General features: G+C 34.5%; 20 protein-coding genes and 3 pseudogenes. 17 read left to right on the top strand and 6 right to left on the bottom strand.

Annotated features, from left to right (window positions below; translation table 11 throughout):
- The first annotated feature begins 36 nt into the window (after positions 1-36).
- Positions 37-1,182 (top strand): annotated as a pseudogene (locus tag KI343_RS18120) (IS1380 family transposase).
- A 332-nt stretch (positions 1,183-1,514) separates the two neighbouring features.
- Here the strand turns inward: KI343_RS18120 and KI343_RS18115 are convergent.
- From KI343_RS18115 to KI343_RS18105, 3 genes are all read right to left on the bottom strand, one after another.
- A complete protein-coding gene (locus KI343_RS18115) occupies positions 1,515-2,666 on the bottom strand; it encodes an acyltransferase family protein (protein ID WP_212927824.1) in 1,152 nt (383 codons plus the stop codon).
- 102 nt (positions 2,667-2,768) lie between these two features.
- Positions 2,769-2,990 (bottom strand): hypothetical protein, encoded by a 222-nt coding sequence (locus KI343_RS18110; protein ID WP_010097533.1) that lies wholly within the window; start codon positions 2,988-2,990, stop codon positions 2,769-2,771.
- 24 nt (positions 2,991-3,014) lie between these two features.
- Positions 3,015-3,728 carry a GAP family protein gene (locus tag KI343_RS18105; protein ID WP_212927823.1) on the bottom strand — a complete coding sequence of 238 codons (714 nt, stop codon included), beginning with the start codon at positions 3,726-3,728 and terminating at the stop codon, positions 3,015-3,017.
- A 96-nt stretch (positions 3,729-3,824) separates the two neighbouring features.
- Between KI343_RS18105 and KI343_RS18100 the strand changes: the two genes are divergently transcribed.
- The 4 genes and pseudogenes from KI343_RS18100 to KI343_RS18085 all read left to right on the top strand — a co-directional run bounded on the left by KI343_RS18100 (position 3,825) and on the right by KI343_RS18085 (position 6,978).
- The gene (locus KI343_RS18100; RefSeq protein WP_212927822.1) at positions 3,825-4,430 is read left to right on the top strand and encodes a TetR/AcrR family transcriptional regulator; all 606 of its coding nucleotides are present in this window, start codon (positions 3,825-3,827) and stop codon (positions 4,428-4,430) included.
- 370 nt (positions 4,431-4,800) lie between these two features.
- Positions 4,801-5,306 (top strand): annotated as a pseudogene (locus KI343_RS18095) (GrpB family protein).
- Between the two features lie 278 nt (positions 5,307-5,584).
- Positions 5,585-6,406, top strand: a complete 822-nt coding sequence (locus KI343_RS18090; protein ID WP_212927821.1) for a helix-turn-helix domain-containing protein — start codon at positions 5,585-5,587, stop codon at positions 6,404-6,406.
- A gap of 128 nt (positions 6,407-6,534) precedes the next feature.
- Positions 6,535-6,978 (top strand): VOC family protein, encoded by a 444-nt coding sequence (locus tag KI343_RS18085; RefSeq protein ID WP_062750322.1) that lies wholly within the window; start codon positions 6,535-6,537, stop codon positions 6,976-6,978.
- A gap of 715 nt (positions 6,979-7,693) precedes the next feature.
- Here the strand turns inward: KI343_RS18085 and KI343_RS18080 are convergent.
- Entirely contained in the window at positions 7,694-8,206 is a 513-nt protein-coding gene (locus KI343_RS18080; protein ID WP_212927820.1) for an SRPBCC domain-containing protein, read from the bottom strand.
- Positions 8,207-8,234: 28 nt separating this feature from the next.
- Positions 8,235-8,576 carry an ArsR/SmtB family transcription factor gene (locus KI343_RS18075; RefSeq protein ID WP_212927819.1) on the bottom strand — a complete coding sequence of 114 codons (342 nt, stop codon included), beginning with the start codon at positions 8,574-8,576 and terminating at the stop codon, positions 8,235-8,237.
- A gap of 493 nt (positions 8,577-9,069) precedes the next feature.
- Here KI343_RS18075 and KI343_RS20485 point away from each other — a divergent pair, with 493 nt between their 5' ends.
- The 8 genes from KI343_RS20485 to KI343_RS18040 all read left to right on the top strand — a co-directional run bounded on the left by KI343_RS20485 (position 9,070) and on the right by KI343_RS18040 (position 15,841).
- Positions 9,070-9,378, top strand: coding sequence for a DUF2306 domain-containing protein (locus KI343_RS20485; protein ID WP_306432597.1), 309 nt, complete (start codon positions 9,070-9,072; stop codon positions 9,376-9,378).
- A 202-nt stretch (positions 9,379-9,580) separates the two neighbouring features.
- Positions 9,581-9,763 (top strand): hypothetical protein, encoded by a 183-nt coding sequence (locus tag KI343_RS20480; RefSeq protein ID WP_306432596.1) that lies wholly within the window; start codon positions 9,581-9,583, stop codon positions 9,761-9,763.
- Positions 9,764-10,808: 1,045 nt separating this feature from the next.
- The gene (locus tag KI343_RS18065) at positions 10,809-11,474 is read left to right on the top strand and encodes a hypothetical protein (protein ID WP_212927818.1); all 666 of its coding nucleotides are present in this window, start codon (positions 10,809-10,811) and stop codon (positions 11,472-11,474) included.
- A gap of 101 nt (positions 11,475-11,575) precedes the next feature.
- Positions 11,576-12,592, top strand: coding sequence for a phosphotransferase (locus KI343_RS18060; RefSeq protein ID WP_212927817.1), 1,017 nt, complete (start codon positions 11,576-11,578; stop codon positions 12,590-12,592).
- A 326-nt stretch (positions 12,593-12,918) separates the two neighbouring features.
- Positions 12,919-14,220 (top strand): DEAD/DEAH box helicase, encoded by a 1,302-nt coding sequence (locus tag KI343_RS18055; RefSeq protein ID WP_212927816.1) that lies wholly within the window; start codon positions 12,919-12,921, stop codon positions 14,218-14,220.
- Between the two features lie 80 nt (positions 14,221-14,300).
- Complete coding sequence (locus tag KI343_RS18050) at positions 14,301-14,918, top strand: branched-chain amino acid aminotransferase (RefSeq protein ID WP_212927815.1); 618 nt, start codon at positions 14,301-14,303, stop codon at positions 14,916-14,918.
- Positions 14,919-14,993: 75 nt separating this feature from the next.
- On the top strand, positions 14,994-15,368 hold the full coding sequence (locus tag KI343_RS18045) for a nucleotide excision repair endonuclease (protein WP_212927814.1): 375 nt from the start codon (positions 14,994-14,996) through the stop codon (positions 15,366-15,368).
- 206 nt (positions 15,369-15,574) lie between these two features.
- Positions 15,575-15,841 carry a hypothetical protein gene (locus tag KI343_RS18040; RefSeq protein ID WP_212927830.1) on the top strand — a complete coding sequence of 89 codons (267 nt, stop codon included), beginning with the start codon at positions 15,575-15,577 and terminating at the stop codon, positions 15,839-15,841.
- A 99-nt stretch (positions 15,842-15,940) separates the two neighbouring features.
- Here the strand turns inward: KI343_RS18040 and KI343_RS20260 are convergent.
- Positions 15,941-16,157: pseudogene (locus KI343_RS20260) on the bottom strand (IS5/IS1182 family transposase); the annotation flags it as partial.
- Positions 16,158-16,381: 224 nt separating this feature from the next.
- Here KI343_RS20260 and KI343_RS18035 point away from each other — a divergent pair.
- Genes KI343_RS18035 through KI343_RS20675 form a run of 4 tightly spaced genes read left to right on the top strand, consistent with a single transcriptional unit; the run spans position 16,382 to position 19,843 of the window.
- On the top strand, positions 16,382-16,789 hold the full coding sequence (locus KI343_RS18035; RefSeq protein ID WP_212927813.1) for a lactococcin 972 family bacteriocin: 408 nt from the start codon (positions 16,382-16,384) through the stop codon (positions 16,787-16,789).
- A gap of 55 nt (positions 16,790-16,844) precedes the next feature.
- Positions 16,845-19,019 carry a DUF1430 domain-containing protein gene (locus KI343_RS18030; protein ID WP_212927812.1) on the top strand — a complete coding sequence of 725 codons (2,175 nt, stop codon included), beginning with the start codon at positions 16,845-16,847 and terminating at the stop codon, positions 19,017-19,019.
- A gap of 2 nt (positions 19,020-19,021) precedes the next feature.
- Positions 19,022-19,639 carry an ABC transporter ATP-binding protein gene (locus KI343_RS18025; protein WP_212927811.1) on the top strand — a complete coding sequence of 206 codons (618 nt, stop codon included), beginning with the start codon at positions 19,022-19,024 and terminating at the stop codon, positions 19,637-19,639.
- Between the two features lie 15 nt (positions 19,640-19,654).
- Entirely contained in the window at positions 19,655-19,843 is a 189-nt protein-coding gene (locus KI343_RS20675) for a bacteriocin-like WGxF protein (RefSeq protein ID WP_212927810.1), read from the top strand.
- Positions 19,844-20,095 lie beyond the last annotated feature (252 nt).

The raw sequence follows: 20,095 nt of genomic DNA, 5'->3' as shown, positions 1-20,095 counted from the left end.
ACTGCGAAGAAATAACCAATAGAAAAGGTTCTTATAATCGCTACTTTACCGAAAATCACACTTAATTTCAATCGCAAAATAAAATTATCCAACAATGGAGGAGAATTATCCTCGGATACCGGTGGAATGATTTTTCGGGAATTCGATGCAAAAACTGGCTTCTCTGCGACATTGGCAGAATACTTACAACTAAACGATGAACGGCGGTATTTTGTGCATGCGAATAAAGATTTGCTTCGCCAAAAAATCTATCAAATCATCGCTGGATATGCCGAAGACGATGCCGCGGATGCCTTGATAAGCGATCCTGTATTCACACAAATGATTGGAAAAGATGCGCTTGCTTCCCAGCCAAGCCTGTCTCGCTTTTTGAATCGCTTTGATTCGCGTTCCATTGATGGGGTGACAGCCGATTTTCTTAAATCAGAATTACGCCCAGGAAATGTCTATACCTCGAACAGCGTTGTCGATTTTGTTCGCCCGCTTATCACTCATTACAACGAAAAATTTCCATGGATAACTCCGTTTCTGCGTGCGGACAGTGGTTTTGCGGTGGTTTCTGATCTATATGATTTATGCGAAAAAGAATCGGTTTCTTATGTCATTCGCTTAAAGTCGAATGCCAAACTGCAGCGCTTGGCAGATGAATTGCATCCGGCTTCTGCCGCAAAAGATATGAGTGAGTCTGAGTGCTATTTTGAAGAAAGCGAATACCAGGCAAAATCATGGAAAAAAGCCCGAAAAATCATTATTAAATCGGTCCGCCCTGCAGGAGAAATTTTTTTTACACATAGCTTTTTTGTGACAAACTTAGGAGATGTCTTCTCTCCGTAAGTGATTGTTCAGTCCTATCAACGAAGAGGCACCATGGAAAATTACATCAAAGAAGCGAAAAATGGCTTTGCATTGGATCGCATGAGCAGTCATTCTTTTCAGGCAAATGAAGCTCGAATGATCTTGAGCTTATTGGCTTATAACCTGACCAATTGGCTGCGTACGCTTTGTTTTCCAGAAGGACAAAAGCAGATGCAAATTCAAACCATTCGGACACGTATCATCAAAGTTGCCAGTAAACTAGTGAAATCAGGGCGTTCTTTCTACTTCAAGCTGGCTTCGAGTTTTGTGTACGCTTCTTTCTTTTGGAAAGTGCTGCGTCGTGTTCAACATCTCCAATTTGAGTGAAAATAATAAGGAATCATCTAGAAATTTTAAAGCCTTTAAAAGAACACGGAAGAAGTCTGCCCAAAAACAACTATTTTTTCTTATCTGCACCCTTTTTATTTTCTACACGCGTTATTTTAGTATTTTTTCGGATAAAAATAGAAATTGAGTCTGTTTCATTTACATTCGGGACTTCTAATTAGAAGTATGAATAATTCAGGATAAAATTAATACTTTTAAGCACGCAGATAAAAATTCAAAGTGGAAAAGGCTTATTAGTTCTATTTTTGAGAAGCATAAGGGCAGATATGGTTATCTTCATATCCTTTTTTCTTCTTTAAAACTCACCATCCCTAAAGAATCTTTGACACAAAGGGAATCTGCTTAATTATATAACTTAACAAGAAGCAAAGTGGTATCGTGATCAGAATCGTAGCTAGAAACATGAAGGACGGTGGAAAGTGGATGACCTTCAATCCAGCAATAACAATAGCGATAATCGGTATATGAATGATGTAAATCACGAAGGAATGGGCTGACAAGAAGCTCCAACCTTTTCCTTGATGAAAAACTCTTTTGCGAAAGAATATGATTAATCCGAGAATGACGCCAACACAAAATAGAGCTTCCCACAGAGAATAAACCAAAGATGTAAAGTTCCAGCCGCCAGAAAACTGTAATTCGTCTACCCCAAATATCAAGACTAAGGGAAGGAGAAGAATCGATGCTCCAATTGCAATTCCAAAACCCGCCCTCCCCATAGAATCAGGGGTATTTCGAAACCAATTGCGTTGATAAGCGATGATGCCTAAAATGAATAGCCCGACATATTGTGGGAGATCATAGCCGCTTGCTGTAAATAGTCCAACGAATGCTCGAACATTGGGAGATCCGCCTGGCAAGTCGAGAGCAGGGACCCACAGTCTTATGATGAAATACGATACTGCTAATATCATGACAAAGATGGCAAGCATTGTGTAGGTGGGTGGCTTACTCTGACGAACTACTGATAGCTTATTTTTACTCATAAACTTCGCCCAAACTGCGTATAAACAAACGAATACGAAAAGTAGCTCGACGTACCACATAGGCCCGTAAGTTAAATGTGAAAAATAGGTTTGCCATGTAAAAGGCTCTTGGTTAAGTATATAGGCTTCAATTGCTTGAGCTTGGCTAAGAATGAAAATATAGAAGATAAATGGGATTAGGAATCGGACAGATCTATCTTTGATAAACCGAGTTGCCCCATTTCTTTCAAAAGATGAAGGGACAAAGTAACCAGAAATAAGAAAAAATGTCCCCATAAAGAAAGTCTGATTAAAAGCAAGGAATAGAAGGCCCATTACAACCCCAATAGACCCTTGTGTTAATACCTCATTATAGATGGAAAAGTACACCAAATGATGTAGCACAACCAACACTGTAAGAGCTCCTCTTAGGTTATCAATAAAGTATAATCGTTCTTCCTTTTGGGAAGACGAGCTCCCTATATGTCTTGAATTCATAATAATTCTTATGTTCCTCTCTATAAATATTTAAAAATATATTTCAACGGAGTATCCGCCAAACTGGACGGCTATGTATAAACCGTCCAATTTGCTCTATATTTAATTTTCTCTTTTAGTTGATCTGTCTATTTTCCAAGAGGCTAAACCTATGATCCCACCAACTATAATAAAAATAATGTCCATAACAATTTCAAATCCCTGAAACGCATTAATATAATTTACCAAAAACCAACTTTTTCCACCATTAGTCAAATGATTGATTAATCCGCCTACTCCCTGTATAACAAAAAGTAGACCAAGTCCACTGATTATTTCTTTCATGATGAACACCTCATTAATAATTTTTTAATTTAATATGCCTCTAAGACCGATGTTGAAAAAAACCGCACCTACTACTCCTATCGCTACCAAGAGTGAGGAGATCGGAGCTTCATTTAATTTTGATCTAATTTTATTTAGAAATTGTTGCAGTCTCTCTTTAAACATAATATTAACCCCTAGCAAAAGAAGAGAAGGAAGCACCATTACAAGATTGTAGCCAATTATAATAAAGATAGAAGCGGAAGGCTCAATTGTTAGGTGATTCATTAACAAAATGGAATAAAAGTAAGGCAATGCAGTTACAAATTCAATTAGAAAAACAATGATACCTAACATGATCATCCCTTTCAACGTTGTTTTTTGGGGTATAAATGAAATTAAACGTTTTTTTGTAGTATCATTTGGTTTACAGAAGCTAATTAGAACAATAACTGCTCCAAAAAGGAGATAAAACCAATTGATAAAGTCAAACTCAGATAATTTTCCGAGTCCTTTCAATAGCGAATCTCCACCAAAGTATAGTAATAAGCCCACTACGAAGTAGCCAAACTGCGTAATAAACAAAAAAACAAGCAAGCGGGAAGATAATTGATTAGGCTGTGTCAATAATAAATAAGCTGTTACAGCAAGTACACCAGGACTTAATATATCAATTAATGCGCAAATAGAAATAATTAGCAAAGCTATCGATGTGTCTATTGATGAAGAAGGCATCAATGCTTCAATACTTTCGATCAAATATAGAGTCCCTCCTTTTTATATGTTATAATTTAAATAACACACTGTGTTAAAATTATGATAACACACTGTGTTAAGGAAAGGAAGTGATTTTTTATGCCAAGGACTGTTAATCATGAAAAAAAGAGGAAGTCAATTGCTGAGGCCGCTTGGACTATTATTAAGAAAGACGGAATCGAAAAAGCATCTATAAGAAGAGTTGCTGTTGAAGCAGGCATGTCTGCTGGAGCGTTAAGACATTATTTTTCAACTAAGGATGAAATGTTATTATTTATCATAGATTATTACCTGGAAGAAGGGAAAAAACGTTCTCAAAGTAAATGTTGGTCAGATAATCCATTGCAGGCAGTCGCAGAAGTTTTATTGGAGCTTGTACCAATTGATGAAGAAAAGAAAATCGAAACGAGCGTTTGGTGGATCCTTGCACTTCAGTCACTTACAAGTGATACATTAAAAGAAAAAAAAGATGAAATGACTAACGGTATGTATGAATTAGCAAATTCAATGATTGAGATATTAGTCCTACAAGGGATTTTATCTGATTCAACTAATGTAAAATTAGAAAAAAGTAGGCTAGCGGCATTAATTGATGGATTGTCCATTCATGCTCTGTTAAGACCTGATGTCTACTCTCCAGAAAAGGTGAAGGAAGTAATCCGTTATCATTTAGAAACACTCTGTAATGAAAGTCAATTGAATTGATTTTGCAACAGTTAATCTTCATTTGTGTGCCGATTACAGTGATGGCATTGGCGTCAATATTCTTTAATGAGCCATTTACAATAACTATAGATTATTTTATACTGCTCTTCACTTTTGGAATTGCTCTACAGCTATATAAAAAGTATACAGAAACACTATGGATGAATATTGTCTACCATATTGTTTATCTTGAAGTGGCTAGATATATTTCCATAGGTGGCATGTTGAAAAGTACGGTACGTTTGAATGCTATTAAAAATCGAAATGGAGTGAGATTTAATTGACTTTGATGCACGATAATTTAAAATCTAAAAATGAAGAAAAACTTCAAGAAGTAATGGTTGGAGAGCTAAAACCTCACAATGCACAAATTACACTCCTTGACTATGATCCGGAATGGCCGAGGTTATTTGACCGAGAGGCTAAAAGAATTTATTCCATACTTGGTAAAAAGGTACTTCAGTTGGAACACGTTGGATCAACTTCAGTGCCAGGTTTATGTGCTAAGCCAATTATTGATATTCTATTGGTTGTGAAGGATTCTGCTGACGAAAGTGCTTATGCTCCTGACTTGGAGGAAGCTGGCTACACTTTACGTATTCGAGAACCAGATTGTTTCAACACCGACTTTTTAAAGGCCTCGATACAGATATTAATTTACACGTATTTAGTAAAGGCTCATCTGAGATCGACCGAATGTTGCGGTTTCGCAATTGGTTAAGAATTAACCATTCCGATCGAGATAAGTATGCAAACGTAAAGCGTAACTTAGCTCACCGTAAATGGAAACACGTCCAAGACTATGCGGATGAAAAAGGTTCAATAGTACAGGAAATTATGGAGAGAGCAAACGTGATCGATAAGAAGAAGGGTTGAAACTTAACAAATTCCTTTTATAAGGGTGAAGGTATTTAATAATATTGCTTATCAGAAGGATAAGTTTGTACAATAAAAAGTCCTGTTATCACGTCATAACAGGCAACTTGATTTTTCTACACTTATTAAGAAAATGGAAAAGGGTTAATTATAAGTCCTTTTCTACCAAATAATCCGAATACCCTAAAAGTAAGGATTTAAATGACATTGTTGATCGAACTTTATTCCAAGCCAACAGTAATGGTGTCTTTTAGAATAAATTAAAGGTAGTGATTGCTATGGTTGATTTTCGAACCTATCATCCCCAGCGACCCTTGTCGAATTTTATAAATATTTTTTGGTATTACAAAAGTTATAAGCTGCCTCATGAAATGGAACGCGTCCTTCCAGACGGCTCTATGGAATTAGTTATCAATCTAGAAGAGGACTTGATTAAGGTATACGATCAAAAGAATCAGGACCGATTCAAAAGTTTCCGTGGGAGTCTGATTTCTGGACCGCATTCAGATTTTACTGTTATCGACACAGCATGTCAAGCTTCCACAATAGGGATTCACTTTAAGCCAGGTGGTGCTTTTCCATTTCTTAATATATCAGCCAATGAATTATATAATAGGCACATATCTCTAGAAACACTTTGGGGGGCAAAAGCGGTCGAAATGCGGGACCAGCTTCTTGAAGTTGAAATGCCAGCTGCCAAATTTAGAGTTCTTGAACATTACTTATTGGAGATGATAAATCAAGCCTCGGCTCTTCATCCAGCAGTTGTCTTCGCGTTAAAGAAATTTCAGGATTTCCCTTATCAGTTAAAAATTGCTGATGTGACTGATCAAATTAGTTTGAGTTCACGCCGTTTTATTCAGGTATTCAAGGAAGAAGTGGGAATGACACCCAAACAATTTTACCGCATCCAACGTTTTCAAAATGCACTTCAGCTCATTAACGATGGAGACCAAGTTGATTGGACAACATTGGCGTTAACTTGCGGTTATTATGATCAGGCCCATTTCATCCATGACTTTCGTGCGTTTTCTGGTCTTAGCCCAACAGTCTACCACATGAATCAAGAGAAACAACAAAACCACGTTCCACTTAAATAGGGTCATTTTTTTACAATACAATTTATTTCAACGTGATTTAGAATAAATTTGATGCAGCCATTCCCAGTGTCTGACCTGTTTCTTTGGAATAATTGCATCCAAATTTAAATTCATTGGAGGAATATTTCATGACATCGAATACAAAAGGCATTCCTGCAGGATACCACACAGTGACACCGTACATGATTATCAAAGATGCAACTGCTGCTATTTCATTTTATCAAAAGGCATTTGGAGCTATTGAAAAGATGCGTGTTACAGATAACAGTGGTAAAGTTCAGCATGCGGAAATCAAAATCGGTGATTCACCAATCATGATTGTTGATGAGTTTCCAGCATACCCGATTATGCAGAGCCCCCAGTCTCTTAGAGGAGCTGGGATGCATATTTTTCTCTATGTTGAGGACGCTGATGCACTTTTTGCACAAGCTATTGATGCAGGTGCGAAGGAATTGGAGCCTGTAGAAGATCATATTGAAGGTGATCGACGTGGAGGACTAATAGATCCCTTTGGACACATTTGGTGGATTGCAACACATATAAAGGATGTGCCGATTGAGGAAATACAATAGCACTTTGTGGGTTTTGTTAATCTATTTGATGGGAATGTTTTGCACGGGTACTTCGGATCAGACTAGAGCGGAGATGAAGCATAGCAAAGTATTTCTAGACATTACGTTCTATCAAGGTGCAGCGCACAACCGTTTTCGTCCTTAAATTCAGTCCAAAATCGATGGTTTTAGGGGAATTAACGCAGGACCCTATTTCAAATTCAATCCATCGGTGTATTTCATCGTTAATTTTGACCCATCGTGAGAATAAGACACGAGTGAAAAAATTAATAATGAATTGATTTTATAGTAGAAGTGAGAAGAAAGATACACAGTAAAGCCATTCTTCCATATAACTAAATCCTCTCTTTTTATCGAAAAGTAGCGTTAAAAAATACCTGAATCGGAAAAATAGATCCAGTCATGTGCAGAGTATAAGATTTAATAATGCGAAGGTTGTTTGAATTGTCCTATTAAACCACAGTATACAAAGGCAAAGGGGAATCGACAAATTTATCAATAAAGTCCACATGGAATTCGGGATTGTGTCATTGGTCCACAGTATTCCGAAAATAACTGGACTTCGCAGGCTACTTTTCGAATATTTTTTAGAAACGAAAAACAAGAGGAAGAAAGATAAATTATTTTTCCCTCTTGTTTCATTTTTAGACTTATTACACAGGCCCTTTGTGAGTGCTTTGTTAAAAATCAAATTAAACGATCAGAGCTTAATTCCCTATTTTAATTCCTCTGCTAGTACATCTAATTTATTCCACGTTTGCGTGATACCTTCCAACACTCCCATGTCCAAAACAGCTTGAAGTGAAGCTGCTGAATCAAATTCAGAACGGCTGACCAATTTTGTTTGACTGCCTAAATCGATGAATTCCATCGTGACCTCTGGAGAAGGCATGGCCTCATTGATATTGCCTTCTGGATCCGAGAAATAATCCTTATAGACAATCTTTTCTGGCTCAATAATTTCTTTGTAAATGGTTTTGTTCCAAGATTCCATTCCATATTCTTCTTGATTCTTATCAACACATTTCATGCAGTAGTGCCATACGCCTCCCGGGCGAAAGTCCATGTTGCAAACGGGCAGTTCCCAACCATCCGTACTCCACCAGCGCTTTAAGTGATCTGGTTCCTTAAATAGTTGAAATAATTGATCATGTGGCATATCATAAATTCGTTCTAAAACAAGAAACCTTTCATTCTCTACTCTTGAAATCATTTTGTTATTTGGCATAATTTTTTCCTCCTTATTTTTCACTTGTCTATTGTTTTTTATTTTGCAATTCTTGTACATAACCGTCCAAGTTGTCGAGTCTCCTTTCCATATCCTTTTGAAAGGAAGTCGCCCAATATTCTATTACTCGGAAGGGCTCAGACCGTAGCTTGTAATATCGACGATTAGCTTCTGGCTTCACTTCTACAATTCCATTGTCACTTAGCACCTTTAAATGCTTTGAAGCATGCGGCTGGCTCAATTCCAACCGATTAGCAATTTCCCCCACTGTTAAAGACCCATTACGCAGCAACTCAACGATTGCCATCCGATTAGGTTCAGCCAACGCCCCCAGCATAGATACATTCATGCTTGGAATTTTACCTGACATGTCGCTCACCTCATTAAATAAATATCTATTTTTATCATTGCATCCCCTTTCTGATGTTTGACATATTGATATTATTGAATATAACACAGTTGGAATATAACCGTAAAGTTATGTTGTGATTTAATATAATTTAATTTGCCTGATCGGGGGTCTAAACATAAACCGATAGTAATGGATTTTCAATGGGATGATTGTTTTGCTGAGTACTTGGTTCATATGCTCGGCAATGAGAATCTCCAAACGTTATAAGCGTTTAGTTATAATGGACCTAACATATTTCAGCGGCATATAGTATGATACACTAAAACAAATAAAGCAATTCCAAGGAACAATGGCGTGCAGGTGCTTTCAAAATAATATTGCATTTTCATCCCGAAAAAAGTTGTATTAAAGAAATTGAAAAGCACCGCAAAAATGGATCTATGATATCTTTTATAATTTCTTAACATATATTGGAATAGATTTTAAAAAAACATCGTGCAAGGGGGGACTTGTGGAATATATTTTTATGGTTGCTCGGTGGTCTCATATTATAGGTGGCTTCTTGGCATTATGTGTATTTTGGATTCCAATCGTTACGAGAAAGGGGAGAAAGCTTCATCGACGTAGTGGCTGGATTTATGTAGTTGCGATGAGCATTGTGTCAGTTTCAGCATTATATATGGGGATTTATCGTCTTGCGTGGGATTCGTCATTTGATGCAGATGATGTTCCCTTTTCTTGGTTTCTGATTTTTATTGCTATTTTAAGTGGTGGGGCTGTATGGTATGGTTTACATGTCCTTATAAAACGCGCAGAATAGGACATAGAAAAGCAATGGATCTATTGCTGCCGATACTATTACTTATCTCTGGGATTGCCATTAGTATATATGGTTGGAAAATAGATTTTCCCTTATTGAAGTTTTTTCCTATTGTAGGTGTGTTCTTGGGCGGGACTCAACTGCAATATTGGTTGTCATCTCCGACTAGAGGTCGCATTGGATAGTAGAACATATTATAGGTATGCTGACGTGCTGTATTGCTACCGTAACTGCATTTACTGTATTTGGTGCGCCGAGACTTCTTCACGTTGAATCCGTAAGTCTGGTTGTATGGGTCATCCCAATCGTTGTTTTTGTTCCGCTTATTATTGGATTCACTACCTATTATACAAATAAAATGGACGGAAAACGTTCTGCATCTTGATCGTGTGAAGAGAATATTTCCAATATATTGCACACCATTTAAACGCTATTTTGCATTAAGTAAATATAAAAGTCTAATTTCTCAACATTAAAATTGAGAAATTAGGCTCTTAGAAGGACATTAAACCCTTTCGATCATGCTGCAAAATGTCCCACCCAGGTTTTTCTAAACTTCATATTCCTCTTTGCTCTGGTTAAATAAACAAATAATAATTTACTCTAGAAGTTTTAGGTGACTGATTATTCACAAAGTAGCCTGTTTGTTGAATTAAGATCAATAATTAGGACTGTGAGTTTATGACACCATCCAAACACAGAAATCTAACTCGATAAGATCTAACAATAAAAATTAAACTATTTTTGGAATTGGGAATATGCAAAAAAAGAGGATAATTGAAATTAAAGATAAATATTACAAGGCACAGGATAATTACAAGTCCTTTTCTGAATCTGGTAGATCTATTTTTGATCCTTATTCGGGACAAAATGTTATCGTCCACATACTAGCAATGGTCCAGGATTCCTTGAAATGGTTTGCTCTGATTATAAAGGACAAGAATTTTATATAGACCAACCTTCTATTTCATCTAATAACCTTATTACCGCTGGTTCCACTGTTGCTTTGCTATGGACGAAACAAATCATTGAGTGCTTAGACGTTTTTAGGTCAAACACATTAGAATCTTGGTATAACTATTTTAATACTGGCGATTCTAAATACTTCTTTGAACTTATGCAAACTCTACCGTCTAATAATAAAAATTAACCTATTTTTGATATTTTTATGTCTAGTAAACCAATTAATGAGTTTAATGCTGATCACGCAGATTAGAACATAGCTCACTAGAAATAACTTTAAAACATTATGCGCATTTGTGGTGTAGAAATGATGAGCTAAATAAAGGATTAGTTTAAGCACGTATTTAATCAATGTTTTTAATAAGTTGAAAAAACTTACTTGTTTATCTTTTAAAATGAAACTTTATATAATCTAAATCGTATCTATATAAAAGGATTAACAATAGAAGTGACTGAATGATAGTAGAATGTTTATTAAAATGAAAGTGAGTGATACGAATATGAAAAAGGTATTATTAACAGTGATTTCTCTACTATTTACAGCTATGTTTTTAATTGCATGTAGTGATGATGGAAACACAACGGGTGGAGAAGAACGAAATATTGAAAATAATACAGAAGGAGATAATAAATTAGACGAAGAGGTAAATGATGATTCTTCAGATTCAAATAGTGGCTATTTTGAAGTAACAGAAGAACCACAAATGGACTTAAGGCTTGGAGATACAGGATTAGTTCAAACTTCAATTGGAACCTATGAGCTAACTCTTAATTCTGCCGAAATTGTAGGTACAGAATTAGACGGCGAGGCTACTTTATTAGATGAATTAATCGTCTTGGACCTTACTTTTAAAAATACAAGCGATGATACCTTAGTTGCAGAGGATTTAATGTATAACTTGGGAATCGCAACTTCACTTGGAGGTTCTAATACATCAAATAATGCGGAGCACTTTGAAAGTATCCAGGTCTTTGAGGGAGAAATAGCCCCAGGTGAAGAAAAACAAGCACAATTTATTGCTGATGTAAAAACTTCTGATGAATATTATTTCAGGCCAAGTCCGGGTGTTGTATCCAATGGTACACACAATGATTTACTTTGGACGATAGCTGATGGAGAAGCTAGAAAATAACTTTTATAAAATTAAATAGAGAAATAGCGTACTGATTAGATTTCTGAAAAGTTTATATTTCAATGAATCGAATCTAAGTGTTAAAGAGTAGGAGATAGAGGATGACAAGAGAATTTGAAAAATATAATAAAGTAGTTCAGGCGAAAATAACTAAAATAACAGAACTGAGTGCTTACTTAGAAAACGGGCTGTATACTTTTGATAAAGATTTCAGAACTGTTTTTAATACAGCAAAAACCAGTCACCCTATGATTAATAAACTTAAAAATACAAAAAACGAAAATCAACTTTCACTGGAAGTTGAAGATCCTGGACTGAAGTATTTTAATGGAAGTATCTTATGGTTCTGTATTAATGATGATATCAGAATTTTTTCAGAAGATGAAATACTTATTATTTGTACCGATAAAGAGAGTTATCAAAGGAAAATAGCAAACTATACTTATTTTTCATCTTTCTTTCGTATTCCTGCATTAATCCATCAAGACGCTAAGCGCAATATGTTGACGGAAGCATTCATTAATTTTGTAGATAAAACGGACAAAGATGAAGAATTTATTTTAAAAACAATATACGACGATTATCATAGTTATTTCAACTATTTAACTCTTCATTCAAAGATTGATTATCAAACATTGAATAGCTTATTAGACACAAGTTCAAATGTGATTTATGTCCATCAGTTTGAAAAAATAATAGAAAAAGTTGTACCAGAAATGTTTTCTCTGGATTTGCCGTTTATCAACTTACATGGCGATTTGTGGTCAGATAATATTCTTTTAAACGATGAAGCGGGGGAGAGAACATTATGGTATATCGATTGGGAGGCTGCAGGTAAATATGTTTTCTTCTACGATTTTTTCAAATTTATTTGGAACGAATTAGACGTACACCACAATTATTCCTATTACAAGAGGTATATAGCAGGAGAATTTGATGAAGGGTTAACGCGCCTTTTCGCTATTTTTCATCTGAAGTTTCAGCCAATGTATAGACAATCTTATTTTTGTCTCTTTTTCCTAAATTTTATTCTCACTGATACAGACAATATTGCGTTTGAATACAAGAATGAGGAAATAATTAACTTTAAACATAAGATTCTTCCATTCATGTCTTAATGAGATCTCTACTATAAACCTATTGGCAGACTCGATTTACATGCAAAGACCTTAGCCTTCCCAAACCCAACAACAAATAAATTGTTATCATTTAAAGCAGATATACCAGCATCTTTTTTAAGCAAGTCTAAATAAACAATTGGCAGGGGAGCAGTTTATCTGTCTTCTTTTAATTTTTTGGGGTCATGTTCCAAAAAGAACATAGCCATGGAAATACGACATAAATAAACCCAATCACTCTGTAAATACTAACCAATATGCTATAGTTAAAAAAGCCTTGGAACAAATACCACGGCATTAATTTAAGAAAAGAGACGTGATCAGCTTTGCTTGATTTTTTACAACTTGGTATTCGAAAAGAGATTAACCATACATTAAAGTCATTAGGAATTGATGCACCAACTTCCATCCAAGAACGGACGATTCCATCCGTACTAGAGGGGAAGGATGTTATTGCGAAAGCACAAACGGGAACAGGAAAGACGTTGGCTTTTGTTCTTCCTATTATTGAAAAGATTGATGTGCAGAAGCCGGATGTTCAAGCACTTATTTTAACCCCAACAAGAGAATTGGCTCAGCAAATTTCAAAAGAAATCAAGAGAATGGTTGAAAACGTAGAAGGCATCCATACGTTAGCTGTGTACGGTGGTCAAGATGTGAACCGTCAATTAAAAAAATTAAAAGGTGCCAACCATATTATCGTTGCAACTCCTGGTCGGTTATTAGATCATATTCGCCGTGAAAGCCTTGATCTTTCAACGGTTCAGATGCTTGTGTTAGATGAAGCTGACCAAATGTTACATATGGGTTTTCTTCCAGAGGTAGATGACATCATTCATGAAACACTTTCTACCAGACAAACCATGCTATTCTCTGCGACCATCCCAAAAGAAATTAAATCTCTTGTGAAAAAATATATGGTCGAGCCAGAATTTATTGAAGTGAAAGCAAAGAAGGTTACGGTTGAAGAAATTAAACAAGTTGTAATTGAAACAACTGATCGGAGAAAACAAGAAACTTTAATCCATTTAATCGAAGAACATCGACCATTTTTAGCGATTATATTTTGCCGAACTAAAATCCGTGCCAGAAAACTTCACGAAGCTTTGATTGCCAACGGGTTCGAATCAGACGAGTTGCACAGTGATTTATCCCAGTCTAAACGTGAAAAAGCGATGAAACGATTTCGTGAGGCGAAAACTCAATTCCTAGTTGCAACAGACGTTGCGGCAAGGGGGCTTGATGTCGAAGGGGTGACACATGTTTACAACTATGATATTCCGCATGATGTGGAAAGCTATGTTCACCGGATTGGACGTACTGGCCGGGCAGGTGGCGATGGGGTTGCCTTTACTTTAATGGCTCCTAAGGATGTAGAGTTCCTGCGAATGATTGAAAAGGGGATTCATCAAAAATTGGAAATACAAGTGATTAAAGGAGTCAGTATCCCTAATCGTGCGGATTATCAGAGAGCAAATCGCGAGCAATTAAAACAAGCGAAACCCTCAGAAGGCCGTAGAAGAAACGGAAGAAATGTTGCAACGCCTTCTTCCAGTAAAAGATCTAATAAGCATCGGCCAAAGGGGAATTCAGGCACGACAACCAGAGGTAGAAAACGCCCACGCTAAAGCGTGATTTATGCGAAATGGAGAGCTTAATCCCAAATGAACACTCGGCGGCGGACACCCAATTTTAGGAGGTTATATCTATGTTACATACACGAATGGGAAAATATATTTCATCATTGATGAGCGAAGAGCAACAAGCTGCAGCTTCGTTAAATAAAATTGAGCTATATCAAGAGGAAAAAGAGTATATAGAGAAACATGAATTAATATCGAGCGACGTTACATTAATAGAAAAAGACCCTACAACACGTTTCCTAGATGCTTCTATTGAAAGATGTGATAAAAATACAGAAGAAACGCTCTCTAAAGAATCATTCGCTTTTTTAGAACAGCCGATCGACTATCTTCAAAAGCATAAGAATGAATTTCTATTCTTAGAATCTAATTGGTTGGAAATCATCGGCGTCGATGGGATTTCATTGGAAATGAGTGATTTATTTGGAACATATGACGCCATGGTAGGATTACAGTTGCAGAAAAAGTTTGAGAGGTCACTTAAAGAAAACTTAAGTAAAGAATTACATGGAGATGAAGCAAGATTTGAATTGATTTTTAATCAAACGGATGGCTTGTTTGACTTGAATTTTGCCTTGAATTATGTAGGTGGGTTTAAGGAGGAAATGTCATTAGAGGAAGCTTATCGGTTAATTTATCGATTTCTATTTAAACTAGCAGAGAGAGTGGAAGAAAGTATGTGAATTAACTGTTAAATAGCATTTCACTCCTCCATATGATAGCATTTACTTCTATACAAAAAAGGGACGTGATGAAACATGATAAACATTAGCATACCCAATCCAGATATTACGATTACCCAACGGAAACAAATTCCGAAAGAAAATGAACCCGTAATCAAAGATATTTATGGATTTATCGATTTCCACTTAATACCAAGAGATAAAGGCGGCATTTTCTTATTCTTTGATAAAAATGAGGAGCTTCTTTTTGTTGGAAAAGCACGGAAACTACGTCAAAGAATTAAAAAGCATTTTGAAGATAATGTTTCACCTATTAAAAACCATAGAGACGAGGTAAATAAAATCGATATTTGTTTAGTAGAGGATCCAATGGAACGAGAAATTTATGAAACATATATCATTAATCAACTCCAGTCGAAGTATAACGTTGATAAAGTGTTTTATAGATAAAAAATGATTATCATAGCAACAATTACAACAGACAACCAAAAAACTAATTGAGGCTGGGACAAAATTCAAGTAAAGAAAAATGAAGGCGTTGGAGTTTACACTAAAAAGTGGAGACCTTACGCCTTTTTTGTCATTATTTTAGTAAACAAAAAGGACACCTTTTGATAAAATTAAAGTGACCAAACAATAATTTTGGAGGTGTCCTTATGTTTAAACATTTTACCATAAATCAAGTAGTTTTGCCGCTAGATTTTGAAATTAAGTTGAAAGAAAATGATATTGCCTTTTCATTCAATGAACTTTTCGAGAGTATTCCGGAAGAGGCTTTCGGTATTGGTAATGTCGGCGTCTTTTTAACACAGGCAGCATGGTTCCCATTAAAATATATTGATTCTTTATCTACAACAAGTGCTACAATATTCTGCCGGAGCAATGGCCGTATTGCCAGTGCCTATTTTTATGGTCGTAGCTGAAAAAGTATTGGCTAAAATGGGTATAAAAATGACGATGGTTGTAGGGTTCGTGATTCTCGGCCTGGGTAATATTTTATTTTCGCAATTCGCCACAGTAGCATCAGAAACAAGAAATCCGCAGTTCATTTCAAAGATAAAGTCATTGTTTAGACGGTTGATTATGTCTTTGATGGTTGGGATACGCTCAATGTAGCGAACAAAAAAAGAAATAATTTCCTGCATAATTTAGTTCAACAGGTGCTCCAAGTCGAGATTTTTTATTAATCGCATGATACATACAGTCCAGATCAATCGCTGAAATAATCGCTTGATATTTTTGGGGGAGGTACTTCTTTTTTCGTGTTCTGAACTTCATTGGGGCACACGGATTAAGAATTATGAAATTCACTCATATAATAAAATATTGAAAATTTTAAATTTCACCAACTATTGATAATAATAGAATTTTCTGGTAGTGTTGCAACCACGTTACGCTAGTGTAACAAAAATAGTCATCATGAATCTACTTAAAAAATTCTAATTAAAATGGAGGAGATTTTTATGAACAAGAAATTAGCGTCATTAACACTTGCAGGTGCTGTAATGCTGAGTGTACCAGTATCCACTACATTTGCAGCTTCAGATGATGGAAAGCAAGAAGGAACATACGATTATGATACTGATACGTACACTGAAACAATTGATGGGGAAGAAGTGGAAAATGATTCCGATGTAAATCCGCTTGTGTTTGAACTTGCTGGAGGAGGCACTTGGGAGCATGGCTTTATTGGGCTTAAAGAAGTGTATTCCTATTATGACCACCAGACAAAAATTCATAGAGCTAGTACTAGTAATCACCGAGCTACAGATAGATCAGCGTGGATAATGGGAGGTAATGGAACAGCAAAATCTACTATAGCTCAAAGCGGATGGGGAAACAAAGCAAACTGGAGTACTTTGCCACTCTAAATATTAATTGTGACGGGTTTGCTTTTGAGCAAACCCGTTTTATTGAGGTGTTTTTATGAAAAAAATAATTACCGTCATTTCATTTATATTGTTTCTTTTTTCATTATTACTATTTGCATTTAATTTTGCATTTCAAAAATTTTCATATGATATGGTGATGAATGATCATCAGGAAGTAAATATCATACCTAATGATGAGCGTTCACAAGATGAATTTTTAGATGCGATACAACAATTTTCTAAAAAACATCATGTGAATATTTCGCAGTATACCTTTCTTGATGACGAAACGATGCATATTTATTCAACTAATTTAGAAGATGATCCTAATATAGATCTTGTAGATGGAACATTTCCGGAAGAGAATGAGTTTATTGCTAATAATTTCAACTATGAAAATAACCAATCTGGAATGATTTCCACGCCGCCTTCACAGCTTGATTTAAAATTTCATAATATGGATCAAGTAATAAATGTAGGTTTACAAGATATTTTATATATTTCTTCTTCCAATCAAGATATAAATACAGAATTGGAAAAAGTATTATCACCTTTTGGTCATATTGAGTTCGTAAATAACGAATTATCTCCATTCTACTTTGTTGATCTAACTTTACTATTAATCGTTTTCTTTACTTTTATTAATTTTTCTATTGTTTCTATATTTTACATATTTAGCGAAAAAAAATTAATTTATATATATCAATTATGGGGATATTCTTTCAAAGAAATATTTAAAGGTCTGATGAAACCATTTTTTAAAGTAGCTTCTTATATTTTAGGTTCATGTATTATTGCACTGACAATTTTCATATTTTATTTTAAACAATATCATTATGTTTATATATATATTGGGTTATTTTTCATTGTTGTCATTATCGTAATGAGCATTGGATTTTTAATCGCATTTCTAATGATAAGAATGATATTAAGATTAGGTATCAGCAGTGTGAATTTGAAAGGAAAACTACCATTTAAAAATTATGCAATAGCGTCGGTAATGGCTAAGTTTATTATTACATCTATCCTCTTATCTGTTAATATTTTTTCAGTAACTTCCTTGTTAGATTTAAATAAACAGCTAGAATCAAATGAATATTGGAACATAACAGAAGGTTTATACAGGATAAATGTTCATATTCCTGATAATGTGATGAATAACTTATCAGCTGATCGTCAAATTAATAATAAATTATCGGATTTTTATGATGAGTTAAATGAGAAGAAATCAGCAATCTTAATAGACTCTGTAAATTTTTTGAATATAGATTTGGGTATAAATGATTCAATATATGCTTATGAATTAGATACGGAAGAATCAGGATCAAATCCCCACACATCTATTGATGGACGTAATGTAACAATTAATGAGAACTATTTGGATTTTAATCCTATATATACGATAGATGGAGAAAATGCCAAAGATAAAATTAATTATGATTCAGAAACTTTATCTTTATTGGTACCAGAAAAACTGCGAGACTATGAAGAGGAAATAAAACATAACTTTTTAGACTTTTTTTATTTCCAAAAGGTAGAAGTAGATAACATATATAATGAAGAAATAGGGCTGCCTTTAAATAGCATTTCTATTGATGATTTAGATATACAAATCATTTATGTAGAGAACAATCAAGACTATTTTACGTTAAATTCAAATTCAGGAGATTTAAATAATAATCTAGTTACTGATCCTATCGCTGTTATCTATCAGCCGACAATGGATACATCATTTATAAGTGCCCATGTTACTACAAATTTATATTATTATGATAACAGCGAAAGTGCTTATTCATCTATATCAAATGTATTAAATGATACGGATACATTAGGATATATTCCTTCAGTTAGTTCCGTATTTCAAGAAAAAGGACAAGAAATTGCAGAAGCGAAACAACTAATGTATCAACAAATAATAACTCTTATTTTTATGTTAATCTTATCATTTCTTTGCATTATTATTTTTACATGGTGTTACTATGCTCCAAATATATATAAACTATATATTGAATATTTATTTGGTTATTCTCATTGGTTCAGTAATAAGTATTTATATTTAACCATGTTTATTACAAACATTATTTCTGGTATTGCAGTATATATTATTTTTTCTTCCATAATTACAATTTATTCTATCGTAGTATTACTACTCATTGATATGATAACAATCATGTTGGTAGGAAAAATAATACAACAAAAAAATAGTAGTACCATTCTAAAAGGAGATTAAATATGATAGAACTAAGAAATATTTCTAAGTCTTTTGAAAGCGTGGAGATTTTTACTGATTTTTCTCTAGATATTAATGAAAATGAGTTTATTACTATAGTCGGTAACAGCGGGTCAGGTAAATCTACACTACTCAATATTGTAGGTATGTTAGACACTCCTGACTCTGGAACTGTAAAATTTCTAGATAAGATTAATCCAAAAGGTAAAAACTTAATGAAAATAAGAAGATATCATTTTGGCTATATATTCCAAAATTATGTTTTAATGAATGATAAAACAGTTAAAGATAATCTTCTAATTTCAACAAAATATAGTTCATTCAAAAAAGATTCTGATTTAATAAGTGTTCTAGAAAAAGTACAATTAAGCAATAAATATTTAGATAAAAAAGTATACCAGTTAAGTGGTGGGGAGCAGCAGCGACTAGCGATTGCAAGAATCTTACTAAAACCTTGTACAATTATTTTTGCAGATGAACCTACTGGAAATTTGGACGATTACAATAAAGGTATCATTCTTTCTATTTTTAAAAATTTAAAAGAGAATGGGAAAACGATAGTTTGTGTTACACATGATAGTGATATTGCAAAGCAATCTGATCGCACTATCTCATTGTAGGAGGAATTAAATTATATGCGTGCTATATCAAATACAATATTAAATTGCTTTATTTTAACAATCTCAATAGTTGTACATCGGTTAATTATAAGATTTTTCGATTTACCTATTAATAATTCTTTAATTTATTGGGTGTCATTTGTCGTTATTTTTGGTGTCTTTAATTTATTTATTGCGTTAATAATTACACCTATAAGAAAATAATTTATTAGATTTCAAGAAAAAAGATTTCTTGAATGATATTATTTACTAAGTACTTAAGATTATTTTAATTTAACATAGAAATATAGTAACATCTTCCTGTTTCTTAACTCCTGTGTTCAAAGGAGGGTACTGTCAATAAGTTTGTGTAAATTAATAGGGTATCCTCTCTATTGGGATGTATTTTCAGACACCTTCCCCGGGTACCCGGGGAAGGTGTCTGAAAATTAGCTCGTTTCTTACCTACTCCCCGTA

The organism is Oceanobacillus sp. J11TS1, from assembly GCF_018333215.1.
Lineage (GTDB): Bacteria > Bacillota > Bacilli > Bacillales > Amphibacillaceae > Oceanobacillus.
This window is presented reverse-complemented; position numbering and strand designations above follow the sequence as displayed.

Bases quoted from the DNA above. Each gene is read 5' to 3' on its own strand.
- KI343_RS20480 (WP_306432596.1), top strand. From the start codon at position 9,581: ATGCTGACGTGCTGTATTGCTACCGTAACTGCATTTACTGTATTTGGT.
- KI343_RS18025 (WP_212927811.1), top strand. From the start codon at position 19,022: ATGATAGAACTAAGAAATATTTCTAAGTCTTTTGAAAGCGTGGAGATT.
- KI343_RS18060 (WP_212927817.1), top strand. From the start codon at position 11,576: ATGACAAGAGAATTTGAAAAATATAATAAAGTAGTTCAGGCGAAAATA.
- KI343_RS18050 (WP_212927815.1), top strand. From the start codon at position 14,301: ATGTTACATACACGAATGGGAAAATATATTTCATCATTGATGAGCGAA.
- KI343_RS18035 (WP_212927813.1), top strand. From the start codon at position 16,382: ATGAACAAGAAATTAGCGTCATTAACACTTGCAGGTGCTGTAATGCTG.
- KI343_RS18115 (WP_212927824.1), bottom strand. From the start codon at position 2,666: ATGAATTCAAGACATATAGGGAGCTCGTCTTCCCAAAAGGAAGAACGA.
- KI343_RS18090 (WP_212927821.1), top strand. From the start codon at position 5,585: ATGGTTGATTTTCGAACCTATCATCCCCAGCGACCCTTGTCGAATTTT.
- KI343_RS18045 (WP_212927814.1), top strand. From the start codon at position 14,994: ATGATAAACATTAGCATACCCAATCCAGATATTACGATTACCCAACGG.
- KI343_RS18100 (WP_212927822.1), top strand. From the start codon at position 3,825: ATGCCAAGGACTGTTAATCATGAAAAAAAGAGGAAGTCAATTGCTGAG.
- KI343_RS20675 (WP_212927810.1), top strand. From the start codon at position 19,655: ATGCGTGCTATATCAAATACAATATTAAATTGCTTTATTTTAACAATC.
- KI343_RS18075 (WP_212927819.1), bottom strand. From the start codon at position 8,576: ATGTCAGGTAAAATTCCAAGCATGAATGTATCTATGCTGGGGGCGTTG.
- KI343_RS18065 (WP_212927818.1), top strand. From the start codon at position 10,809: ATGTTTATTAAAATGAAAGTGAGTGATACGAATATGAAAAAGGTATTA.
- KI343_RS18040 (WP_212927830.1), top strand. From the start codon at position 15,575: ATGTTTAAACATTTTACCATAAATCAAGTAGTTTTGCCGCTAGATTTT.
- KI343_RS18085 (WP_062750322.1), top strand. From the start codon at position 6,535: ATGACATCGAATACAAAAGGCATTCCTGCAGGATACCACACAGTGACA.
- KI343_RS18080 (WP_212927820.1), bottom strand. From the start codon at position 8,206: ATGCCAAATAACAAAATGATTTCAAGAGTAGAGAATGAAAGGTTTCTT.
- KI343_RS18110 (WP_010097533.1), bottom strand. From the start codon at position 2,990: ATGAAAGAAATAATCAGTGGACTTGGTCTACTTTTTGTTATACAGGGA.
- KI343_RS18030 (WP_212927812.1), top strand. From the start codon at position 16,845: ATGAAAAAAATAATTACCGTCATTTCATTTATATTGTTTCTTTTTTCA.